20 protein-coding genes and 2 pseudogenes are annotated in these 20,130 nt (G+C 68.4%); 14 read left to right on the top strand and 8 right to left on the bottom strand.

All coding sequences use genetic code 11. The features are described from left to right. Positions 1-60: 60 nt before the first annotated feature. Both ACZ1DY_RS25220 and ACZ1DY_RS25215 read right to left on the bottom strand, forming a co-directional pair. Complete coding sequence (locus ACZ1DY_RS25220) at positions 61-942, bottom strand: LysR family transcriptional regulator (protein ID WP_465481061.1); 882 nt, start codon at positions 940-942, stop codon at positions 61-63. A 56-nt stretch (positions 943-998) separates the two neighbouring features. Beyond that, entirely contained in the window at positions 999-1,853 is an 855-nt protein-coding gene (locus ACZ1DY_RS25215; protein ID WP_465481060.1) for an alpha/beta hydrolase, read from the bottom strand. 101 nt (positions 1,854-1,954) lie between these two features. Between ACZ1DY_RS25215 and ACZ1DY_RS25210 the strand changes: the two genes are divergently transcribed. Then, entirely contained in the window at positions 1,955-2,566 is a 612-nt protein-coding gene (locus ACZ1DY_RS25210; RefSeq protein ID WP_465481059.1) for a TetR/AcrR family transcriptional regulator, read from the top strand. A 4-nt stretch (positions 2,567-2,570) separates the two neighbouring features. Further along, positions 2,571-3,164: a hypothetical protein gene (locus tag ACZ1DY_RS25205; RefSeq protein ID WP_465481058.1), complete on the top strand. Its 594-nt coding sequence runs from the start codon at positions 2,571-2,573 to the stop codon at positions 3,162-3,164. A 120-nt stretch (positions 3,165-3,284) separates the two neighbouring features. On the opposite strand, the gene ACZ1DY_RS25200 is transcribed toward ACZ1DY_RS25205, so the two are convergent. Further along, a complete protein-coding gene (locus tag ACZ1DY_RS25200; protein ID WP_465481057.1) occupies positions 3,285-4,193 on the bottom strand; it encodes a pectate lyase family protein in 909 nt (302 codons plus the stop codon). Between the two features lie 323 nt (positions 4,194-4,516). On the opposite strand from ACZ1DY_RS25200, the gene ACZ1DY_RS25195 reads away from it, so the two are divergent. The 6 genes and pseudogenes from ACZ1DY_RS25195 to ACZ1DY_RS25170 all read left to right on the top strand — a co-directional run bounded on the left by ACZ1DY_RS25195 (position 4,517) and on the right by ACZ1DY_RS25170 (position 10,819). Beyond that, on the top strand, positions 4,517-6,280 hold the full coding sequence (locus ACZ1DY_RS25195; RefSeq protein ID WP_465481056.1) for a pectate lyase: 1,764 nt from the start codon (positions 4,517-4,519) through the stop codon (positions 6,278-6,280). Between the two features lie 70 nt (positions 6,281-6,350). Continuing rightward, entirely contained in the window at positions 6,351-7,208 is an 858-nt protein-coding gene (locus tag ACZ1DY_RS25190; protein WP_257486146.1) for an SAM-dependent methyltransferase, read from the top strand. A gap of 247 nt (positions 7,209-7,455) precedes the next feature. After that, positions 7,456-7,974 (top strand): annotated as a pseudogene (locus ACZ1DY_RS25185) (ABC transporter permease); the annotation flags it as partial. A gap of 84 nt (positions 7,975-8,058) precedes the next feature. Then, positions 8,059-8,844 (top strand): annotated as a pseudogene (locus tag ACZ1DY_RS25180) (ABC transporter ATP-binding protein); the annotation flags it as partial. A 69-nt stretch (positions 8,845-8,913) separates the two neighbouring features. Continuing rightward, positions 8,914-9,816: an ABC transporter permease gene (locus ACZ1DY_RS25175; protein WP_465485707.1), complete on the top strand. Its 903-nt coding sequence runs from the start codon at positions 8,914-8,916 to the stop codon at positions 9,814-9,816. A gap of 28 nt (positions 9,817-9,844) precedes the next feature. Further along, a complete protein-coding gene (locus tag ACZ1DY_RS25170) occupies positions 9,845-10,819 on the top strand; it encodes a glycine betaine ABC transporter substrate-binding protein (RefSeq protein ID WP_126734667.1) in 975 nt (324 codons plus the stop codon). A 22-nt stretch (positions 10,820-10,841) separates the two neighbouring features. Here the strand turns inward: ACZ1DY_RS25170 and ACZ1DY_RS25165 are convergent, their stop codons facing one another. After that, the gene (locus ACZ1DY_RS25165) at positions 10,842-11,048 is read right to left on the bottom strand and encodes a hypothetical protein (protein WP_257486147.1); all 207 of its coding nucleotides are present in this window, start codon (positions 11,046-11,048) and stop codon (positions 10,842-10,844) included. Between the two features lie 38 nt (positions 11,049-11,086). Continuing rightward, entirely contained in the window at positions 11,087-11,884 is a 798-nt protein-coding gene (locus tag ACZ1DY_RS25160) for a hypothetical protein (protein WP_257486148.1), read from the bottom strand. A gap of 157 nt (positions 11,885-12,041) precedes the next feature. Between ACZ1DY_RS25160 and ACZ1DY_RS25155 the strand changes: the two genes are divergently transcribed. The 3 genes from ACZ1DY_RS25155 to ACZ1DY_RS25145 all read left to right on the top strand — a co-directional run bounded on the left by ACZ1DY_RS25155 (position 12,042) and on the right by ACZ1DY_RS25145 (position 14,057). Next, the gene (locus tag ACZ1DY_RS25155) at positions 12,042-12,422 is read left to right on the top strand and encodes a MerR family transcriptional regulator (RefSeq protein WP_465481055.1); all 381 of its coding nucleotides are present in this window, start codon (positions 12,042-12,044) and stop codon (positions 12,420-12,422) included. 98 nt (positions 12,423-12,520) lie between these two features. Next, complete coding sequence (locus ACZ1DY_RS25150) at positions 12,521-13,444, top strand: NADP-dependent oxidoreductase (protein ID WP_465481054.1); 924 nt, start codon at positions 12,521-12,523, stop codon at positions 13,442-13,444. Between the two features lie 166 nt (positions 13,445-13,610). After that, positions 13,611-14,057 (top strand): hypothetical protein, encoded by a 447-nt coding sequence (locus tag ACZ1DY_RS25145; RefSeq protein ID WP_126734665.1) that lies wholly within the window; start codon positions 13,611-13,613, stop codon positions 14,055-14,057. Positions 14,058-14,120: 63 nt separating this feature from the next. On the opposite strand, the gene ACZ1DY_RS25140 is transcribed toward ACZ1DY_RS25145, so the two are convergent. Further along, a complete protein-coding gene (locus ACZ1DY_RS25140) occupies positions 14,121-14,975 on the bottom strand; it encodes an alpha/beta fold hydrolase (RefSeq protein ID WP_465481053.1) in 855 nt (284 codons plus the stop codon). An 87-nt stretch (positions 14,976-15,062) separates the two neighbouring features. On the opposite strand from ACZ1DY_RS25140, the gene ACZ1DY_RS25135 reads away from it, so the two are divergent. Then, the gene (locus ACZ1DY_RS25135) at positions 15,063-15,908 is read left to right on the top strand and encodes a sulfite exporter TauE/SafE family protein (RefSeq protein ID WP_465481052.1); all 846 of its coding nucleotides are present in this window, start codon (positions 15,063-15,065) and stop codon (positions 15,906-15,908) included. Here the strand turns inward: ACZ1DY_RS25135 and ACZ1DY_RS25130 are convergent. Both ACZ1DY_RS25130 and ACZ1DY_RS25125 read right to left on the bottom strand, forming a co-directional pair. Beyond that, positions 15,886-16,959: a flavin-containing monooxygenase gene (locus tag ACZ1DY_RS25130; RefSeq protein ID WP_465481051.1), complete on the bottom strand. Its 1,074-nt coding sequence runs from the start codon at positions 16,957-16,959 to the stop codon at positions 15,886-15,888. The genes ACZ1DY_RS25135 and ACZ1DY_RS25130 overlap by 23 nt on opposite strands. An 88-nt stretch (positions 16,960-17,047) precedes the next feature. Next, positions 17,048-18,385: an FAD-dependent oxidoreductase gene (locus ACZ1DY_RS25125; protein WP_465481050.1), complete on the bottom strand. Its 1,338-nt coding sequence runs from the start codon at positions 18,383-18,385 to the stop codon at positions 17,048-17,050. A gap of 104 nt (positions 18,386-18,489) precedes the next feature. Between ACZ1DY_RS25125 and ACZ1DY_RS25120 the strand changes: the two genes are divergently transcribed. After that, complete coding sequence (locus tag ACZ1DY_RS25120; RefSeq protein ID WP_126734661.1) at positions 18,490-19,329, top strand: helix-turn-helix domain-containing GNAT family N-acetyltransferase; 840 nt, start codon at positions 18,490-18,492, stop codon at positions 19,327-19,329. A gap of 123 nt (positions 19,330-19,452) precedes the next feature. Then, positions 19,453-19,989, top strand: a complete 537-nt coding sequence (locus ACZ1DY_RS25115) for a hypothetical protein (protein WP_465481049.1) — start codon at positions 19,453-19,455, stop codon at positions 19,987-19,989. Positions 19,990-20,130: the final 141 nt, after the last annotated feature.

The raw sequence follows: 20,130 nt of genomic DNA, 5'->3' as shown, positions 1-20,130 counted from the left end.
CGGCCGCGCCACGACATACCAGCGCGATCATCCGCACGATCGTTCGGCGGATCCGGATGATCAGCCTGGCGCGTCACCGAGTTCGACGGCGATCCGGACGAACCGATCCAGCGCGCCGGAGCGGCGTTCCCGGCGCAGGTACAGGTACGTCGTGGCCGGCGGGGAGTCCTCGATGGGCACGAACGTCAAGCCAGGCCGCGCGTAGGTTTCGGGCGCGGATTCCCCGGCCACGTTGACGCCTTGCCCGGCGCCGCACAATTCGAGCACCTCTTCGAAGTTCCTGGCGATCGGCAGCAATGTGGGCGTGATGCCGGCCTCGGTGAGCGGCGAAGACCAGTGCCGCGCGGCCGTCTCGTCCTCGACGGACACGAAGGTCTCGCCGTCCAGATCGGCCAGCCGTACCGAGTCCCGCGCGGCGAGCGGATGCCGGTCGGGTACCACCAGCACGCACCGTTCTTCCCACAATGGCAACGATTCGAACGCGGGCGACGGATTCCGGCCGAGTTCGGCGACGAACGCACAGTCCACCTCGCCGCCGGCGAGCGCGTCGTGACAGCCGAGGAAACCGAGCTGCCTGATCTGCCACCGGACCTGCGGCAGTTCGTCCGCGACCGCCGCCATGATCCGGCGGAACCTCGGGCTGGAGACCATCAGGCCGACCCGGACGCCCGGCTCGTCGGCCGTCTTCCGTGCCCAGGCCAGGACCTCGTCCATGGCCGCGATGGCCTCCCGTGCCCGCGGCTCCAGCTCCCGGCCGTGTTCGGTCGGTTCGACGCTGCGGGAGGTGCGCTGGAACAACGTGCGGGCCAGCCGTCGTTCGAGCGCGGCGATCTGCTCGCTCACCGCGGACGAACTCAGGTGCAGCCGGGCGGCGGCGCGGCCGAAATGACGCTCCTCCGCCACGGCCAGGAAGCACCGGAGGTGATGAATCGTGAGGTCCATGGCTGTCCGCCGGTCAGCAGGCGGTCCTCCCGAAGGTGATCGTAGAGCGGGCAAGGTCATCCATTCGGTGCCCGGCAGGTCCTGAGGTAGCTGAGGAACGAAGCCTGCAGGCCGGTCACGTGCGTTTCGCGCAGGACCGCGCTGGTGACGGCTTCGCCGCGTGCGGTGAGGCGGTGCAGGAGAGTCGCCGTGTTCTTCGTGAGGCTCTGGTAGATGGCCAGGTCTCCGAGCAACTCTTGCTCGTTGAGGGTCACGTGGAGTCTGGCTGCCTGCTCACCCAGCTCTTGGAGCCGGGCGAAGACCTGACTGTCTTCACTGGCGACGCCGGGACTGCCCGCACCGATGCTCTCGAAGAGAGTGCAACCGGTGAGCCAGGTGTAGAGGCTGAACAGGCCGCCGTAGGAGTAGCCGAAAAGGCCGTGACCGCTCGTGGCGGTGCCGTAGTCGCGTTCGATCCGCGGGTGCAGTTCCGTGGTGAGGAAGTTCAAGAACGCGTCGGCGTGGGTGTCGCGTAGTTCGGCGAGGTAGGCGTCGGATTCCTCTCGGGTCCTCGCGCCCATTCGAACCCCCAACTCCACGGCGTCGACGAGCTCCTTGGCGATGGGCTCGCCGGGTGGCACGAGGTCCCTGTTGCGCAGCCGATCCCAGTGCTGTGCGTCTTCACCCGCGTAGCCGACGCTGACCTGGATGTAGGGCTGGATCCGCTGCATGGGGTCCGCCTGGGTGACGATGAGCGGAGCCGTCTGGCCCACGGCCCAGTTGCCGTCGAGCACGTACACGGCAGGCGCTCGCGTCGTGGCGGGGTCGTAGCCCGGGGGAGTGGTGACCCAGACGCCGTAGTCGTGCCCTCCGCTCGAACGCAGCTCGAAATAGTCGGTGTCGGCAAGGCAGCCCTGCCACATGGTGCTCATCGAAGGCCCTTCACATTCAACGCTGACGCCGACTGCCTGAACACGTGTGACGCGCGGCACGGTACTGTCGGCTCTTCTTTTCCAATGGATAAACTGCGGGAGTGATCTTGTCAAGCGCGGAACGCAAGGGCGACGCACGCGAGCGCCTCCTGGCTCGGCTTCTCGACGCCTTCGGCGAGGCGCTTCCCTCGCCGGAGGTGTCGCTCCGCGAGATCGCCGCCCGGGCAGGGACCAGCCACGCCCTCCTGCGCTACCACTTCGGGTCGCTCCCGGGCGTCTTGGCGGCGATGCTCAAGGAGCAGCGATCTCGCGACAACGAGGCGCTCTTCGAGGCCGCCCGGCAGGGCACCTTCGACGACTTCGTCGTGGCGATCTGGCGGGCCTACACCCGTCCGGAGCAACTGTCGCGAGTCCGCGGCTTCTTTCACGTCGTCGGGCTGGCCGCCTACAGCCCGGGGGACTTCCGTGAGTTCGTCGACTCGCTCGACGACCTGACCAAGATGCTGGCCTCACTCGCGGAACGCGAAGGGCTCGACGCCGACGAAGCGTTGACCACGGCCACCGTCACCATCGCCGCGATTCGTGGCCTGCTCCTCCAGGAGGTCCTGACTCCGCAAGGCCACTCGCGGGACGCGGTCGCCTTGATCCTGCGCATGAGGACGGGCGAATCCGTTCCGCGGACACGCCCTGGACGCCGGGGTATGTCAGAGTGACGGAATGTCCGACCGGTTTGCTGATCGCGATGAGCCGATGTTCTACCTGCGTCCGGGCAAGGTGCTGGTGCGCTGCCCGCGATGTGCCGGCCGGGCGGTGGCCACCGACACCAGGGTGAGTTGCACGGGGTGCGGGTACGCCTCTGTGGACGGACGCGGTGGCGCCGCAGGCGACCGCCTGGAGCTCTTCGCCAACGGCCGCTGTGGGAACTGTGGGCGGCCGATGGCGCAACGGCTGCGGCGATGGCGGCGTGCCCGGCCGCGCGCGCTCAGCGTGCTTTGCCGCCACTGCCGGGCCGTGACCGCTCTTCCGGTGTCGGCGGTGTGCTCTCCTTCTGTTCCGGTGGTGCCCCGGTATCGCGGTCTTGAGTTGTGGCTACAGGCCCCGTGCAAAGGGGAGACTCTCTGGGCTTACCACGAAGCACACCTCGATTACTTGGAACGGTATGTCGCGGCCGGAATCCGCGAGCAGGTTCCGAACCACAACGGCAGTCTGGCCAGCCGCCTTCCCGCCTGGATCAAATCGGCGAGGAACCGCGACGACGTTTTGCGTGCCCTGTCTCGAATGCGGGCCTCCCTGCAGGATCGTGAAGCGTGAGATCCCGGGCCCGCGGTTGTACCGGCTCCAGGGCCATGGGCATCCCCAGACGGATGACGCGAAAGCCACTTTCGCAACACTCAAGGTTGCGAAAGTGGCTTTCGCGTCAGGCCCGGCCGGTCAGGGCAGGATCTTGCCCGCTCCCGCTCCGGCGGTCACGCTGCCTTTCACCGCACTCGCGGGCTCGAGGCTGTAGGCGTACGGAATCTTGGCCACCGTGCCGCTCGCCTCCGGTGAACCGGATCCGGTGAAGAGGTTCCCGCGCTGCACCAGGGTGCCTGCCGGCGAACCCGCGTAGCCGACCAACGTCGGCTCGTCGACGTTGTCGAAATGGTTGTTCTCGACCAGGACGCCGGCGTTGCAGGTGGACGCGACACCGTATTCGTTGTCCCGGTAGTAGTTGTTGAACACGTGCACCGGATTGGCGAATCGCACCCGCGGATGCCGTGTCCCCGAGCCGTCGAAGTAATTGTGGTGATAGGTCACCCGCAACTTGCCGGTGTCCTGGCTCCCGTTGTCGTCGCTGTGCCCGAGCAGCATCGATTTGCCGTGCCCGTGCACGCGGTTCCAGGACACCGTGATGTAGTCCGAAGCGCGCTTGATGTCGACGGCACCGTCGTATCCGTTGGTGAACGTGTTGTGGTCGACGACCACGTTGGTCGACGCCTTTTCGATGTTGATCGCGTCGTCGTCCCAGTCCCGGAAGGACAGATTCCGGATCACCACGTTCTTGGATCCGCTCAAGGTCAGGCCGCAGCCGTCGATCGTCGCGCCCGCGTTGCCCAGAATGGATTTGTTGGACCCGACCTTGAGCATGCCGGAGCAGGAAATGGTGCCGGAGACCCGCACCACCGCCGCCGTGGTCCCGCTGATCGCCGAACTCAGCGCGGACGCCGAGGTCACCGTGATCGGCGTCGCGCCGCCGCCGCCTTGGGTGCCGCCGTTCTGGCTCGCCCAGCCGATCGGTGCCTCCTGTGCGGGGAGTTCCGCATCGGCGCCGGTGGTCACCACGGCCGTCGAAGTGATCACGGCCGAAGTCAGAATCGAAAGGAATCGAGAAGGACGCAAATTCATCACGCCGCCTCCTTGCGGTCGATGAAAACGGAATGTCCTAAAAGGATTTATTCGGATCCGATGGCGAAGTGTCGAGAACAGGAGACCAATGAACCGGCGTCGCGTCAACCCTCGATCGCCGATTCCCGATTCACACTGATGAATCGTGAGGCCAGCCGCACCGCGATTCGCCGATATTGCTCCAGGCGGACGACCCGGGCTTGACGGGAGCGCTCCCAGCTATCACGATGCGTTTACAAGTGTGGATGGTGTTCATATATGTGAATCGAGATGTGATCATGAACCTCACGCGCCGCAGCTTCGGACTCCTCGCCACCGCTGTGCCGGTGGCCGTCCTCGCGGGTGGAAACCAGGCCGTTCAGGCCGCCGTGCCGGGAATCCCGGAGGTCATGCGCCGGGCCGCGGCGTTCTTCGACGAAGAGCTCTCCTATCGCGGTGCCTATGTCTGGAGCTACCTGCCCGACCGCTCCCAGACCTGGGGTGAGATGGCGGCCAACCGCACCATGTGCTGGGTGCAGCCGCCGGGAACGCCGTCGATCGGGCACAGCCTGCTCGACGCGTACCACGCCACCGGCGACGAATCCTTCTACCGCGCCGCTTCGCGCACCGGTCTCGCCTTGGCGGCCGCCCAGTTGCCGGTCGGCGGCTGGAACTACGTGCACGATTTCGCGGGTACGAAGTCGCTGCGCCGGTGGTACGACACCGTCGGCGCGAACGGCTGGCGACTGGAGGAGTTCCAGCACTACTACGGCAACGCGACCTTCGACGACGCGGGCACGTCCTCCGCGGCTCAGTTCATGCTGCGCCTCTACCTGGAACGCGGCGATCACCGATTCGGCGCGGCCCTCGACCGCGCCCTGCGCTTCGTGGTGAAGGCGCAGATCCGCGGAGGGATCGCCGATGGCGGCTGGCCGCAGCGCTTCCCCCAGTTCGCGGGGGCCGTGAAGGACACACCGTGGCCCGAGGTGCTGCCGCCGTGGTTACCCACCGACATCCGCCACGGCATGGAGGACGGTGACTACACCGGCCACGTCACCTTCAACGACGACGTCCTCGGCGAGAACATCAAATTCCTGCTGATGTGCATGTCCACTTTGGACAAGCCGGGGCTGGCCGAGCCGATCCGGCGCGCGATGGACTGCCTGCGCCGTCTGCAGCAGCCAGGACCGCAGGCGGGCTGGGCGTTGCAGCACCTCGCCAGGGCGTCGGGCGGCAGGCCGGCGGGGGCTCCGGCGGGTGCGCGATCCTACGAACCCCGCGCCCTGGCCACGCACACCACCCAGACCAATGTGCAGCAGCTGTTCCACTACTTCCGGCTCACCGGCGATCGAGGGTTCCTCGACCGTGTTCCCGAAGCCATCGCGTGGCTGGACAGCTGCCCGCTCACCGCGCGGCAGCACGCAGAGAACCCGTTGCTGGCCGGGCGAACCCATCCCACCTTCGTGGATCTGGAGACCAACCGGGCGCGGTTCGTCCACCGCTTCGGCTCGAACGTCCGCAACGGCGCCTACTACACCGACAACGACCACCGCGCGACGCTGAGCCATTATTCCGGCGGCCGGGTGATCGACACCGCCGCCCTGCGCGCCACCTACGAGCAACTGCGCGCCCTCACCCCGGCGCAGGTCGCCGATCTGAAGGCCCGCTCACCACTCAGCGGCGTCCGGGTCCCGCTCCCTCGCTACTTCACCCCGCGCGAGCCTCAGCTCACCGACCTCTTCCTCGGCGCGCCGTCACAGCTGCCGGTCGTGTCGGACGCGGAAGCGAAGGCGCTGGCCGACGGGCTGGGCGGCAACGACTACTGGCTGACCCCGGCGGACGCGATCACCAACCCGTATCGCGGCCCTTCGCCGGCCACGCCTTACGCCGGAAAGGCGTATATGAGCAAGCACGTGGGGGACCTGTACGACACGTCGCCCTACGATCCGCTCAACCCGCCCGAGGAGCCGCCGTACCGGCCGAAAGAGCGGCCGCCGGTGATCAGCACCAGTACCTATGTGGCCAACATGGGCAAGCTGATCTCCTGGGCCGCCGCCCGGTAGTCGCGTACAGTAGGTTAATCGCTAACGTAGTGGGGTCGATCTTTGCCGGCGTTCGGTTGTGAGGGTGGACATGCCGTCGTACGAGTCCGGGTACACCGCGCCGAGTTCCGTTCCGGTCGGGGTGGACCCGACTCGGGCGAGCATCGCGCGCGTGTACGACGCAGCGCTGGGCGGCAAGGACAACTACGAGATCGACCGTGAGGTCCTGCGGCAGGTCGCGACCAAGGCACCCGAAGTCCGGGATCTGGCGTGGTCCAACCGCAATTTCCTGACCCGGGCCGTGCGGTTCCTCGCCCAGCAGGGGAAGATCACCCAGTTTCTCGACTGCGGTTCGGGACTGCCGACGGCGGAGAACACCCACCAGATCGCCCAGCGGGTCAATGCCGGCACGCAGGTGGTTTACGTCGACAACGATCCCGTGGTGCTCGCCCATGGCCGGGCCATCCTCGAGAACAACCCGAACACGCACTTCGTCGCCGAGGACATTTTCCAACCCGAGCGGCTCCTGGCCGACGCGGCGGTTCGCGAGCACCTCGACTTCACGCGTCCGGTGGCCTTACTGCAGGTGGGCACCCTGCATCACTACACCGCCGACAATGGCGCGGACCTGATGCGCGAGTACATCGACGCGCTGCCCAGTGGCTCGTTCGTCGTCATCGCGCACTTCTTCGATCCGGAGAAGCCCGGGTTGAGCGAGCTCGCCAGGAAGATGGAAGAGCTGTTCATGCACAGCCCGATGGGCTCGGGCCGGTTCCGCACGGCAAGCGAGATTACGAGCTTCGTCGAGGGCCTCGAGATCATGCCCTCCGGTCCTGGCAAGGAACCAGGCCTGGAGCTGTGCGATCTCTGGTGGCCGGACGGGCCGAAACTCGCCCCGCTCAACGAGGTCGAGCAGTGCATCGCCGGGGTTGTCGCCCGCAAACCCTAGTGCTTGCTGCCGTCGAATATCGATTGTCCCTCGTTCGTCACCCCTGCCAGGGTGGCGGACGTGACGCGATCGTTCCTTCCCGGCCTTGAGCTGGACAGGAACCCCGCCGCCATGTTGGGCTGTGGTCGGCGATTTCCTTCCTGCGACGTCGAGGAGTGCCGCCCTGAGCCTGTCGGAGTACCTCCGGGAGAACTGGATCGACGTCGTGAACGACGCGATCCTGCACGTGGATCTCACCCTGGCGGCGATGGGACTCGCCGTGCTGGTCGGCATGACGATCGGCCTGCTCACCTACCGGCGGCGCTGGCTCGGCGCGATGGCGACCACGACGACGGCGGCGTTCCTGACCGTCCCGTCGATCGCGCTGCTGGGCATCCTGATCGGCCCGTTCGGGCTGGGGCTGACGAATGTCCTGTTCGCTCTGGTGCTCTACGCGCTCCTGCCGATCACGCGCAACACGATCGTCGGGCTGCGCGGCGTCGATCCGGCCGTGGTGGACGCGGCGCGCGGGATGGGGCTCGGCCGCCTGCGGCTGCTGTTCCGCGTGCGGCTGCCGCTCGCCTGGCCGGTGATCCTTTCCGGCATCCGGGTCTCGACGCAGATCACGATCGGCATCGCGGCCATCGGGGCGTATGTCAAGGGCCCCGGCCTCGGCAACCAGATCTTCGACGGGCTCGGCCGGTTCGGCTCGGTCAACTCCCTGAACCAGGTACTCACCGGAACGCTCGGGATCATGGTGCTGGCGCTGCTGTTCGACCTGGCCTTCGTGGTGGTCGGCAAGCTGACGACACGGCGACGTCCCCGCGCCCTCCGAGAGGTGGCTCCGGCGGCGAAGGGGAGAGCCGCCGGAATGGGCGGTGAGACGATCGAGTTGCGGGACATCAGCAAGCACTACCCCGGACGAGCGGTGCCGGCGGTCGAAAACCTGACGATGCGCATCCCCGCGGGTGAGATCGTCGTGCTGGCCGGCCCTTCGGGGTGCGGCAAGACGACGACCATGCGGATGATCAACCGGCTCGTCGAGCCCACCGCGGGCGTCGTCACGATCGGCGGCACCGACGTGTCGGCGCTCGACCTCGACGAACACCGCCGCAACACCGGCTACGTCATCCAGCAGATCGGGCTCTTCCCGCATCTGCGCGTGGACGCCAACATCGGCGTGGTGCCGCGGCTGCTCGGCTGGACCCGGCGACGCATCGCCGACCGTGTGCGCGAGCTGCTCGACGTCGTCGGCCTGACCCGCGAGCACGGCGTCCGGTACCCGCGCGAGCTTTCCGGCGGTCAGCAGCAGCGCGTCGGGGTGGCGCGGGCGATGGCCGCGGACCCGCCGGTCATGCTGATGGACGAGCCGTTCGGCTCCACCGACCCGATCACACGCGCCCGGCTGCAGGACGAATTCCTTCGCCTGCAACGGGAAGTGCGCAAGACGATCGTGTTCGTCACGCACGACTTCGACGAGGCGCTGAAGGTCGGCGACCGGATCGCCGTGCTGCGGCCGCGATCGGTGATCGCGCAGTACGACACGCCCCAGGCGATCCTCGCCGCGCCGGCGGACGATTACGTCGCGAGCTTCGTCGGGCCGAAGCGGAACCTGAAGCGGCTCGCGCTGATCCGGGTGGGTGACCTGGAGCTTCGGCCGGCGGCCGGGCCGGACGGCCTGCCTCCGGTCCGGCCCGACGTCACCCTGCGGGACGTGCTGGACGTGATGGTGCGGACCGGCAGCACCTCGGTCGTGGTCACCGAGGACAGCTCCGGGCAGCCGCTGGGGGTGTGCGACGTGTCCAGCCTCGTCGCGGCGCTGCGACCCATCGACGAGGCGCCCGCGATCCCGGCCGCCGAGGAGGCGCCTGTCGCGGGCCCGGACACCAACGAGCCCGCGCGGCCTCGCCGGCGACGGCTCGGGCTTCTGGTGCGCCCGGTCCTGTTGATCCTCACCCTGCTGACGCTCTTCCTGATCGTGCGTGCGCATCCGCTCGACTCGATCGAACAGCGTTTTCTCAATGCCGGCGAGATTTTCACCGAACTGGGCGCGCACCTGCGGCTCACCGCGATCTCGACGGCGTGCACCATCGCGATCGCCCTCCCGCTCGGCATCCTGCTCACCCGCGCCGGCGCCCGCTGGGCCAGGCCGATCGGGCTGGGGCTGGGCAATCTCGGCCAGGCGATCCCGTCGATCGGGCTCGTCGTGCTGCTCGCGCTCTGGATCGGCACGGGTACCGCGACGGCGGTGACGGCACTCGTCGTCTACGCCACCTTGCCGGTGCTGCGCAACACGATCGTCGGGCTCGACGGTGTCGACCCGACCCTCGTCGACGCCGCGCGAGGCATGGGAATGGGCAAGACGGCCATTCTGTGGCGGATCGAACTGCCGCTCGCGGTACCGGTGATCCTCGCCGGGATCCGGACCGCGCTGGTGCTCACCGTCGCGAGCGCGACGCTGGCGACGTTCATCGACGGCGGTGGCCTCGGCGGCGGGCTCGTCGCCGGAATCGGGCTGTACCGCCCGATGCTGAGCTTGACCTTCGGCGTCATCGTCGCCGTACTGGCGCTCTTCGTCGACTGGCTGGGGCTGGTCGCCGAGGAGATCCTGCACCCGCGCGGCATGTAGCTCGACCGACCTCAAGGAGGACCAACCCATGCGGATGCTCCAGCGCACGACCGCCGCGGTGCTCGCGCTCGTCACGGCGGCGGCGCTCTCGGCAGGCTGCACGATCGGCAAGGACGAGACCGGCGCACAGGTGGGCGCGGGATCCATCAAGAAGATCGACGCGCTGAACGGTGTCCAGATCCGGGTCAGCTCCAAGGAATTCGACGAGCAGCTGCTGCTCGGCCAGATCGCCATCGTCGCACTGCAGGCGGCCGGGGCGAGCCCGCAGGACAAGACCAACATCACCGGATCGAGCAACGTCCGCCAGGCGCTCACCAGCGGCGCGGTCGACCTGTACTGGGAATACACCGGTACCGCCTGGATCAGCTACCTCAACCAGACCAAGCCGATCAGCGACCCGCAGGCGCAGTACGACGCGGTCAAACAAGCCGACATCGCCAACGGCGTCACCTGGTGGGCACGCTCGCCGGCCAACGACACCTACGCCCTCGCCGGCAACCCGGCGACACTGGCCCGGACCGGCGTCAAGACGCTGTCCGACTACGCGGCACTGGTGAAGCGCGATCCGGCCGCGGCCTCGACCTGTATGGGCCCGGAGTTCAAGAGCCGGGACGACGGATTCCCCGGCCTGGCGAAGACCTACGGGTTCACCCTGCCCGACCCGCAGGTGCACCTGCTCAACGACGCCGTCGTCTACCCGAGCATCGGCAAGGGGGAGCCGTGCGGCTTCGGCTCGGTCGCCTCCACCGACGGACGCGTGGCCGCGCAGCAGCTCACCGTGCTCGAGGACGACAAGCACTTCTTCCCGACGTACAACCCCGCGATCACGATCGCCACCCCGCTCGCCCAGAAATACCCGCAGCTGGAGCAGGTCTTCACGCCGATCGCCGCGAAGCTGGACACCGCGACGCTCACGGATCTGAACAAGAAGGTCAGCGTCGACGGCCAGAAGCCCGCCGCGGTCGCCCACGACTGGCTCAAGGCCGGGGGTTTCATCAGCTGAACCGGCGGGATGGCGCCCGTGGTCAGGCGTCGCGGTTGCCGATGGCGGTCAGTCCGGTGCAGATGGCGGCGGTCGCCCACAGTGTCATCGCGACGAGCGCGCCCAGCGGGGTCGCCGCGCCACTGAGCTGGCCGGTATCGCGGCGGAGGCGGGCCGGGTGCTGTAGGTCCAGCTCTACTTTGTGAGCTCGCCGGGGATGAGGGAGCTGCCCCTTCGAGACCTCAGCCATGGCACGGGCCGGGCGGGGCACCCGGCCCGTGCGTGCCGTCAGGCCAAGCGGACCTGGAAGACGGCGACCCGGGCGTCATGCCCGTCCACGCGCATGTCCACGGTCTTGGTGTCGATGAACTGCTCCTGGACGACGCCGTTGCCCGCCAGCCAGTTGATGCGGTCGATCCCCGTGCCGAAGCACCGGCGCTCCGCTTCCAGGTTGGTGGCCTTGTAGTAGTTCGGGTTGTTGACATCCGCGGTCCAGAAGACCAGGCGCCCGACGTTGTGGTGCGCGAGCACGCGACTGGCGTGGATCCTCTTGTGCTCGTTCCACTCGTCGCGCAGGTCGGCGCGCTGGTCGCCGTTGTACGCGTTCGCGATGTAGTGCGAGTTGATCAGCGCGAACTGGAGCGTCGGGTGGCTCTGGTGACGCACCACGACCTCGTTGATCCAGCGCGGCGGGGTCACCCCGGTGATGCCGCCGTGCACATACGTGGTCTTCGAGCTCGCCACCTCCCACGGCTGCGGGATCGAGATCGGGATCCGGAACGACGAGCTGTGCCGGAGGAACGCGTTGTTGTACAGGGGCCCGAAGTAGTGGTCGATCATCGCGGGCTCCCCGGTGTCGCCCTCGTTGATCTCCTGCCAGCCGACCAGAGGCCGCACCAGGGGGTCACAGTTGCGGACGGCGTCGATCGCGGCCTCGCGCGCCCCGAGGTTGTCGCGGCCGACGTTGGCGGTGACGATCGGCAGGCGGATCCATCCCGTCGCGGCGGAAGCCGTGCCGGTACCGGCGGCCATGACGCCGAGCGCGGCACCACCACCGAGAGCGAGCGCCTTGCGTCTGTTGAGCATTCCGGACAAAGCAGATTCCCTTCTCGCGCTGTCGCTGCGGGACACAGCCCGTCAAAGTGTCACAGAATGCGGAGCGATTGTGACCCCCGTGCGCCAAAACTGCCGCTTGCCGGTCAGTGGCACCGGGCCGGGAACAGGCGGGCGTAGGGTTTCGGGGATGCGGATCGGCGAGCTGTCCAAGCGCACGGGCGTGAGTCCGCGCTCCCTGCGGTACTACGAAGAGCAAGGCCTGCTGACCAGTTCACGTTCCGGCGCGGGGCAGCGGCACTATTCCGACGCCGAGGTTCAGCGCGTGTCGCTCATCCGGCAACTGTTCGACGCGGGTTTGTCCAGCCAGATGATCGCGACCGTGCTGCCGTGCGTGGACATCCCCGACGACCTCGGCGTCGCCGAGGAGACGTTCACGGCCATGCTGCGCCAGCGCGACCGGATCGACGCCGACATCGCGCACCTGATCGAAACCCGGAACGCCCTCGACCTGCTGATCGAAGCCAACAGCAAGCACAGGGAGAAACTGTCCCGCACCGCGCGGCCGTGACCCGCACCTCAGCCGCTTGCCCCTTACACCGATGTCAACGGTGAGGATGACGTCAGCGCCCGGGACCACCGGGCCGGTCATCCAGGAGGCGGCGGAAAATGGGACAGGCATGGGGTTTCGGCAAGCATGGCGGACCCGAGGTGCAGGAGTTCTTCGATCGTCCCGATCCCGTCCCCGGCGGCGGTGAGGTCCTGATCCGGATCGACGTCGCCGGCGTGAACCCCCTCGATCACGCGGTGCGCTCGGGTCTGGTCCCCGGGCTCGACGGTGGGCGTCCGTTCCCCCGCGTGCTGGGCATGGAGGCGGCCGGAACGGTGCTCGCCCTGGGTGACGACGTCGACGGGCTCGACGTGGGTGACGCGGTATTCGGCTTCGCCCTCACCGGCGGCGGTACTTACGCCGAGACGACGGTGCTGTCCGCGCCGAACACCGCGCGCATCCCGGTGGGCCTGTCCGCGACCGTGGCGGCGACGCTGCCGGTGGCCGGGACGACCGCGGTGGACGTGCTCGACCAGCTCGGTCTCCCGGCGGGTGCCACGGTCCTGGTCAACGGGGTCGGGGGCGGCGTCGGCCTCGCTGTCGCGCGGCTGGCCATCGGGCGGGAACTGCGGGTGATCGGCACCGGGAGCACCGCCAAACGTGAGCACGCCGAAGCCATCGGTGTGCGGTTCATCGACTACACCGCCGAGGACGTCGTCGCGGTGGCCCGCGAGCTGGTTCCGGACGGTTTCGACGGGATCGTCGATCTGGCCGGGGGCACCTCGCTGCGGACGGTCGCTCCACTGGCCCGGGAGTCCCGCGACGTCATCTCCGTGGGGGACATGTCGGTGCCGGACCTCGGTGGCCGATTCGTCGAGAGGCGCCTCGACCGCGCGAACCTGGAGCGGGCCGCCCAGCTGGCCCTCGACGGTGTCCTCGCTCCGGTGATCACCGCGGTCCACCCGCTCTCCGACGCCCCCGCTGCCCTCGCCACCGTCGAAAACGGTCACGCCGCGGGCAAGGTGGTCATCAAGGTGGCATGACAGCGGTCTTGCCGTCAGCGACCATCCATAGTGGACTGGCGAGGATCGCCTCGGTCGTCCGACCCAGGTCTGACGCGCCCAACACGGCGAATCCCAGGTAATCGCCTGAGCAGCCTGATGTACTGGTCGAGCACGTGCTCACCGCGACTCGACGTCAGGAGAAACGATGCGCAACAAGACCATGGAACAGCTGGCCATCCTGGCCGGGACGTGGCGGACGACGCTGAGCGACGCCTGGTTCCTGGAACCGGCCGGTCAGGAGGTGCCGGGTTCAGCGACCGTCGAGTGGCTCGGTGACGCCTTCGTGGTTCTACGCTGGACCATGGGCGACGAAGACGGCCAAGCCGGGAGCGAGCTGACCCTCGTTCTCGGCCGCAGCGACAGCCGCGACGCCTACACGGCCCTCTACCACGACGAACGAGGTGTCTGCCGGGTCTTCGCCATGACCTTCGACGGCACACACTGGATCCTGAATCGCGAAGACCCCGACATGTACCAACGCTTCGTCGCCGACGTCGAACCCGACCGGATCGCCGGACGCTGGGAAGCCTCCGAAGACCGCGGATCGACCTGGCGCAAGGACTACGACCTCGTCTTCGAGCGAATCGGCTGAAGAGGCGGCGTCGCGCCGCCCCCGATCCGGCAGCGGCGCCCTGGTGGCGAGCCGGCTGTGGGGTCAACCGGCGAGGAATCGACGGATCTCGGCGCTGAGCGCCGGCCAGTCCTCGCCTAGCCAGATGAAGTGGCTGTCAGCGGCGCTTTCGACGAGCCTGCTGTCGCGGATGGTGGCGGCGAGTGCCTCGGCATGGGTGAAGGGCACCGAACCGTCGTTCCGGCTGGCGAGCACCAACGTCGGCTGCGTGACCTCACCGGAGGTCTTCCCGATTTCACTGAGGTCGTTGAGGAATCCGTGGCCGGATCCCATTCCGGCGAACAGGCCGAGCACCATCTCGCGGTTCGCGGGTGAAAGGTTCGTCAAGGCCTGACGGGCCGGTCGGGTGGACAGGTCGCTCAGCAGGATGCGCAAGCCGACGTCTGGTGCGGCGCGCATGAGTGCGCGCACCGCTGACCACGTAAGGCGCTCGGTGGCGGAACCGAACGCGAGACGAGCGCCGATACGGGTTCGGCGGTCCGGCCATGGCAGTGGGCCGACCGCGCTTTGGAGCACGACTCGCTCCACCAGGTCAGGATGGCGCGCGGCCATCGCCATCGCGGTCGGACCGCCGGCCGAGATACCGACGACGGCCGCGACGCTGTCGATGCCGAGGTGCGCGCACAACGACCGGGTGACGTCCGCGAACCCGCCGGTCGTCTTGCCGGTCGAGAGCGGAGTACGCCCGTAGCCCGGTCGGGAGGGCACGAGCACCGAGTAATCGTCATCGGCGAAGGTGTCTTCGCCGAGCGCGAGCCCGGCGTTCATGTGGCCGCCGTGGAATATCACCACCGCGGGACCGGTCCGTCGATCGAACCTGTACTCGACCACTCCGCCGCGCAACTCGGCGGTGGTGGTGTGAAGGTGAGCCTCGGTCATGCGGGCATGATGGCTCATCGGTACTCGACGACGCGATCAGGCAACTCCTGTTCCCCGCGCGCAGGGCCGCTCCGGTTAGCCTGTCTCGTGGCGTATGCACGGCAGCGGAAACCCGATGACGACGCCGCCGAGCGTTCGGGTGTCCACCGCGGACGACGGTCGTGGCCCACGGTGTTCTGTTCGGGCGCCGCGATCGGCCTGCTCGGCGGGATGATCGGTCTCGGAGGCGCGGAGTTCCGGCTGCCCGTCTTGATCAGTGTCTTCGGGTTCGTCGCCTTGCAGGCGGTGATCTTGAACAAGGCGATGAGCCTGATCGTGGTGATCACCGCGCTACCGGCCCGTCTGGTGGCCGTGCCCCTCGATGACGCGGCTCCGCACTGGCCGATCGTGGTGAACCTGTTGGGCGGCAGCCTGCTGGGCGCGTGGCTCGGCGCGACCTTGGCCACCCGCATGCGCTCGGCGACGCTGTACCGGCTGCTTGCCGTGTTGCTTCTCGTCATCGCCTCGGCCTTGGCGTGGAATCACCTCGGCGAGGTGGGCACGGTGTCGCTCCCGCCGGTCGCCAGGGCAGTGGCGGGTGTCGGCGCCGGTGTCGCGATCGGGGTGGTCGCCGCGCTCATGGGCGTCGCCGGCGGCGAGCTGCTCATCCCGACGATCGTCCTGCTGTACGGGGTGGACATCAAACTCGCCGGGTCGCTCTCGCTCGCGGTGTCGCTGCCGACGATGCTCGTCGCGTTCGCCCGGTACAGCCGCGATCAGAGCTTCCAGGTCCTGCGCGCCAACACCTCCTTCGTCGCGGTCATGGCAGTGGGCTCTGTCGTCGGAACAGTGCTCGGGGGTCTGCTGCTCGACGTCGTGCCGGGCGCCGTGCTGATCCCCGTTCTGATCGCTTTGCTTCTGCTGTCCGCGATCAAGGTATGGCGTCACGACTGACACCGGCACGGGTTCCCGTCAGTTTCCGCAGGACGTAGCGGGCGTCGCGGCCGACGCCGCGCAGGGTGGCGGAGGCGAAGCTGCGCTGCCATTCCAGCCCGACGTAACCCAGCCCCGGATGGGTGGTGGACAGGCCGCGATCCTGCAGCGGACGCCCGTCGGAGGCGAGTGCGCCGAGAGCGTCCAGATAGGACAGTTCAGGCCTGAAGCCGGTGGCGAGCAGGATGGTGTCGACGCGTTCGCGGGTTCCGTCCGGCCACTGGACGGTGTCGCCGTCGATGGTGGTGAACATGCGCCGCTGGTCCGGTTTTCCCTTGTGGATCGCGGCTTTGTAGCTGCCGGGATCGTTCACCGCGGTGGTCGGCGCGTTCTTCAGCAGGTGCCCGATCGGCAGGTGGTCGAAGCCGACGGCGACGGACCAGAAGTGCACGTCCTTCCCGAACAGCCGTTGCGGTGCGAACTTCACCGGTGCCCGGTTGGCGAGGGTGACGTGGGCGTGTCCGGCGAGTTCGGTGGCGATCTGGACGGCGGAGTTTCCCGCGCCGACGACTATCACGCGTTGTCCGGCGAACGGTGCGGGGTTTCGATATTCGCCACTGTGCAGGACGTGTCCGGTGAAGGTGTCCAAACCGGACAGTGCCGGTCGGTAGGGGCGGGAGAAGCCGCCGGACGCGGCGATGACGAACGGCGCGGTCAACGCGGTTTCCCCGGCGGCGTGCACGGTGAACGCGCCGTTGTCCCGGGTCACGGCGTCGACCCGGTGATCGGTACGGATCTCGGTGCCGAGACGACCGGCGTAGCGGCGAAGGTAGTCGACGACTTCGTCGCGATGCGGGTAATGCTCGGGGTCACCGGGGAAGGTCAGGCCGGGGAGGCCGCTGTAGCGGGCGGGGGAGAAGAGGGTCAGCGAGTCGTAGTAGCGGGGCCAGGAGCCGACCGGTTCGGCACCGGCTTCGAGGATCACCGGTGTCAGTCCCCGCTCGCGGGCGGCGTAGGCGGCGGCGAGACCGGCCTGGCCGCCGCCCACGATGATCACGTCGTGGTCGGTCATGGGTTCCTTCCGGAATTAGGTGTCGCCCGCGAGAGTGAGGATGGTGGCGCCCAGGGGAGTGCGTCGGGCCGCCCGTAATGGGTGGCGGTCAGCGCCCCGCGGCCGACGGCGCGGACAGTGTGAAAACTTCCGGCTCCGGGGTCGCGCAGCAGCCACCGGCGGCCGGTGCGTCGTCCGGCTCGTCGAACAGGCCCGCGCCGCCGCAGACGCCGGTCTCGGCCATGCGCAGTTCGACCCGCGCGGTCGCTTCATGGTCGCCGGCCAGCTGGGCGGCGATGCTGCGAACCTGCTCGTACCCGGTCATCGCCAGGAACGTCGGTGCCCGGCCGTAACTCTTCATCCCCGCCAGGTAGAAGTCCTTCTCCGGATGCGCGAGTTCCTTGGCACCGTGGGGATACACGGTTCCGCACGAGTGGACGTTCGGGTCGATCAGCGGCGCGAGCGCGACCGGCGCCTGCAGTGTCGGGTCCAGCTCCAGCCGGATCTCCGACAGCCAGGTCAGGTCGGGACGGAAACCGGACAGGGTCACGACCTCGTCGACCTGCTCGATCCGCTGCCCGCCGGCGGAGATCAGGGTCAGCCGTCCCTCGGTGCCGCGTTCGACCGCCTCGGTGCGGAACCCGGTCACCACCGTGATCAGTCCGGATCCCACCGCTTCCCGGGCGCGCAGGCCGAGAGCGCCGCGCGCGGGAAGCTGATCGGCCTCGCCGCCGCCGAAGGTGTCGCCGACCGCGCCGCGGCGCAACACCCAGCTGATCCGCGTGCCGTCCTTCGCGAGGCCGGACAAGGCGACCAGCGCGGTCAGCGCCGAATGCCCGCTTCCGGCGACCACCACGTGCTTGCCCGCATACCGCGCCCGCACCGCTTCGTCGCCCAGATCCGGGACCCGGTAAGCGATCCGCTCCGCCGCCGCACGCTCTCCGACGGCGGGGAGACCTTCACCGCCGAGCGGGTTGGGCGTCGACCACGTGCCGGACGCGTCGATCACGGCCCGGGCCGCGATCCGCTCCTCCGCGCCGTCGGCGGCGCGGACGTGCACGGTGAACGGCTCGTCGTCACGGCCGCTGTCCACGACCAGGTCTCGTCCCCGGCGGGCGACGCCGATCACCTCGGCGCCGAAGCGGACCCGGTCACCGAGCGCCGCCGCCAGCGGTCGCAGATACAGGCCGGCCCAGTCGGAGCCCGTCGGGTACGCCTCGCCGTCGGGCCGGATCCAGCCGGTCGTCTCCAGCAGCCGTCCGGCCGCGGGGGCGACGAGTTCGGACCACGGCGAGAACAAGCGCACGTGATGCCACGCCGCCACGTCCGAACCCGCTTGCGCGCCACGCTCCAGGACCAGCGGCTCGAAACCCCGCTCCACCAGCTCGGCGGCGGCCGCCAGCCCCACCGGCCCGGCCCCGATCACCACGACGGGCAGCTCGTTCATTCCGATGCACCTTTCATCGATACGGCTCGATTGAAGCGATGCGAGGGACTGTATCGACGCGGGTCGATTGACGCAACCATCGATTCTGGTCGATACTGGGCGCTATGACGACGGTCGTTCCCCTCGCCGGTCTCCTGCCCGAACGCGAAGCCGCGACGTATGCCGGGTGGTTCGCCTGTTTGGCCGAGCCGATGCGGGTGAAACTGCTGCACGCGGTCGCGACCGCGCCGCGCGGCCTGACCGTGGGTGCGCTGACCGAGATCCTCGGGACCAGCCAGTCGACGTGCTCGCACCACGTCCGGAAGCTGGCCGATGTGGGTTTCGTGCATCTGCGCAAAGAGGGCACCGCGACGGTCGTGACGATCAACCAGGCGTGCTGCAGCGGACTCCCGCACGCGGCCGACGCGGTCATGGGCCTGCTCGCCCCGCGACCCTGCTGCCCGGACAACCTGCCTGACGACGTGCTCCTTCGCGCCCAACGCGATGACGACTGGACCGCGGTGCGCCGGATCTACGCCGAAGGTATCGCCACCGGACTCGCCACCTTCGAAACCGAAGTCCCGACGCGGAAGGCTCTCGACGCGAAGTGGCTGACCGGGCATCGCTGGGTCGCCGAAATCGACGGCGAGGTCGCCGGCTGGACCGCCGCCTCCCCAGTCTCGCAGCGCGAGTGCTACCAGGGAGTCGCCGAGACATCGGTCTACGTCGCCGAAAGCCACCGCGGCCGCGGCGTGGGCAAAGCGCTGCTCTTCAAACAGGTCACCGAAGCCGACGCCGCCGGGCTCTGGACCCTGCAGACCTCGATCTTCACCGACAACCGCGCCAGCATCGCCCTGCACCACAGCGCCGGCTATCGCACCGTCGGCATCCGCGAACGCATCGCCCAACGCGACGGCATCTGGCACGACACCGTCTTCCTCGAACGCCGTAGCCCGGCTGACTAGGTACCTCGCACCTCGGCATCCGCAGGGTCAGGTTCGTTAGTTGAGGGCTGAGGCACGGCTGACGAAAATCGACGACGATCCAGTGCCGAAAAGCGCCAACGTCCGATCTCGGCGGAGAGTTCGATGCGGATCTTCGGCCTGGGAGCAGAACGCTCGCGCCTGGCATATCCCCGGGTGCGCTATGTGGCACCGCGGCGTGCCGTGAAGGCGGCCTTCCGGCAGGCGGGGCTCTCTGGAAGCATTCCGGGGCAGGGTCAAGCTGGTCTGGGAGGTTCCGGGATGGTCGTCCGTCATGTTCTGTCCGGTGTGGGTGCGCTGGGCGTGTCCGCCGTATTGCTGACCGCCGCGGCCGGCAGCGCGAACGCGCATCCGTCCGCCGACCGTGCCATCTGGTCGGCACCGACGGTGCCGATCCCGGTCACCATCCACGATCTGAAACCGCGTGTTTGCTACAACGTCCATGGCCTGCTCGGGGAGAAGGCCAACTTCCTGGCGAACCGGACCAAGTCGTCGGTGCTCAACCTGTTCTCCGAACCCGACTGCGGCGGCGGCCTGTTCATCGACGCCATCTTCCCGCCGGACAATTCCGGGAGCCGGTCGGAGTCCCACAAGAACTACTACAGCTTCAACGTGTCCCCGCTGTCGGGCGGCGGAGTCTGATCGCGCGACCGGCGAGTGCGGTGCTGCCCGTCGGCGTGTGAGGCATGAGGTCAGGGCCTGGATGGCGGGGCCGCCGCTTCGGTGACGGTGCCGCACACCTGGTTCAAGATGCCGACGGAGCCAGAGCAAGCCGAGCTCTGA

Source organism: Amycolatopsis sp. PSD-21, from assembly GCF_055561455.1.
Note: the sequence above shows the minus strand (reverse complement) of the source record. Positions and strands in the feature narration are given on the sequence as shown.

What these genes read in the sequence shown, in the direction of transcription:
- ACZ1DY_RS25220 (WP_465481061.1), bottom strand. Translation starts at nt 942, where the DNA reads ATGGACCTCACGATTCATCACCTCCGGTGCTTCCTGGCCGTGGCGGAG.
- ACZ1DY_RS25215 (WP_465481060.1), bottom strand. Translation starts at nt 1,853, where the DNA reads ATGAGCACCATGTGGCAGGGCTGCCTTGCCGACACCGACTATTTCGAG.
- ACZ1DY_RS25205 (WP_465481058.1), top strand. Translation starts at nt 2,571, where the DNA reads ATGTCCGACCGGTTTGCTGATCGCGATGAGCCGATGTTCTACCTGCGT.
- ACZ1DY_RS25195 (WP_465481056.1), top strand. Translation starts at nt 4,517, where the DNA reads ATGAACCTCACGCGCCGCAGCTTCGGACTCCTCGCCACCGCTGTGCCG.
- ACZ1DY_RS25190 (WP_257486146.1), top strand. Translation starts at nt 6,351, where the DNA reads ATGCCGTCGTACGAGTCCGGGTACACCGCGCCGAGTTCCGTTCCGGTC.
- ACZ1DY_RS25175 (WP_465485707.1), top strand. Translation starts at nt 8,914, where the DNA reads ATGGTGCGGACCGGCAGCACCTCGGTCGTGGTCACCGAGGACAGCTCC.
- ACZ1DY_RS25170 (WP_126734667.1), top strand. Translation starts at nt 9,845, where the DNA reads ATGCGGATGCTCCAGCGCACGACCGCCGCGGTGCTCGCGCTCGTCACG.
- ACZ1DY_RS25165 (WP_257486147.1), bottom strand. Translation starts at nt 11,048, where the DNA reads ATGGCTGAGGTCTCGAAGGGGCAGCTCCCTCATCCCCGGCGAGCTCAC.
- ACZ1DY_RS25160 (WP_257486148.1), bottom strand. Translation starts at nt 11,884, where the DNA reads ATGCTCAACAGACGCAAGGCGCTCGCTCTCGGTGGTGGTGCCGCGCTC.
- ACZ1DY_RS25155 (WP_465481055.1), top strand. Translation starts at nt 12,042, where the DNA reads ATGCGGATCGGCGAGCTGTCCAAGCGCACGGGCGTGAGTCCGCGCTCC.
- ACZ1DY_RS25150 (WP_465481054.1), top strand. Translation starts at nt 12,521, where the DNA reads ATGGGACAGGCATGGGGTTTCGGCAAGCATGGCGGACCCGAGGTGCAG.
- ACZ1DY_RS25145 (WP_126734665.1), top strand. Translation starts at nt 13,611, where the DNA reads ATGCGCAACAAGACCATGGAACAGCTGGCCATCCTGGCCGGGACGTGG.
- ACZ1DY_RS25140 (WP_465481053.1), bottom strand. Translation starts at nt 14,975, where the DNA reads ATGACCGAGGCTCACCTTCACACCACCACCGCCGAGTTGCGCGGCGGA.
- ACZ1DY_RS25130 (WP_465481051.1), bottom strand. Translation starts at nt 16,959, where the DNA reads ATGACCGACCACGACGTGATCATCGTGGGCGGCGGCCAGGCCGGTCTC.
- ACZ1DY_RS25125 (WP_465481050.1), bottom strand. Translation starts at nt 18,385, where the DNA reads ATGAACGAGCTGCCCGTCGTGGTGATCGGGGCCGGGCCGGTGGGGCTG.
- ACZ1DY_RS25120 (WP_126734661.1), top strand. Translation starts at nt 18,490, where the DNA reads ATGACGACGGTCGTTCCCCTCGCCGGTCTCCTGCCCGAACGCGAAGCC.
- ACZ1DY_RS25115 (WP_465481049.1), top strand. Translation starts at nt 19,453, where the DNA reads ATGCGGATCTTCGGCCTGGGAGCAGAACGCTCGCGCCTGGCATATCCC.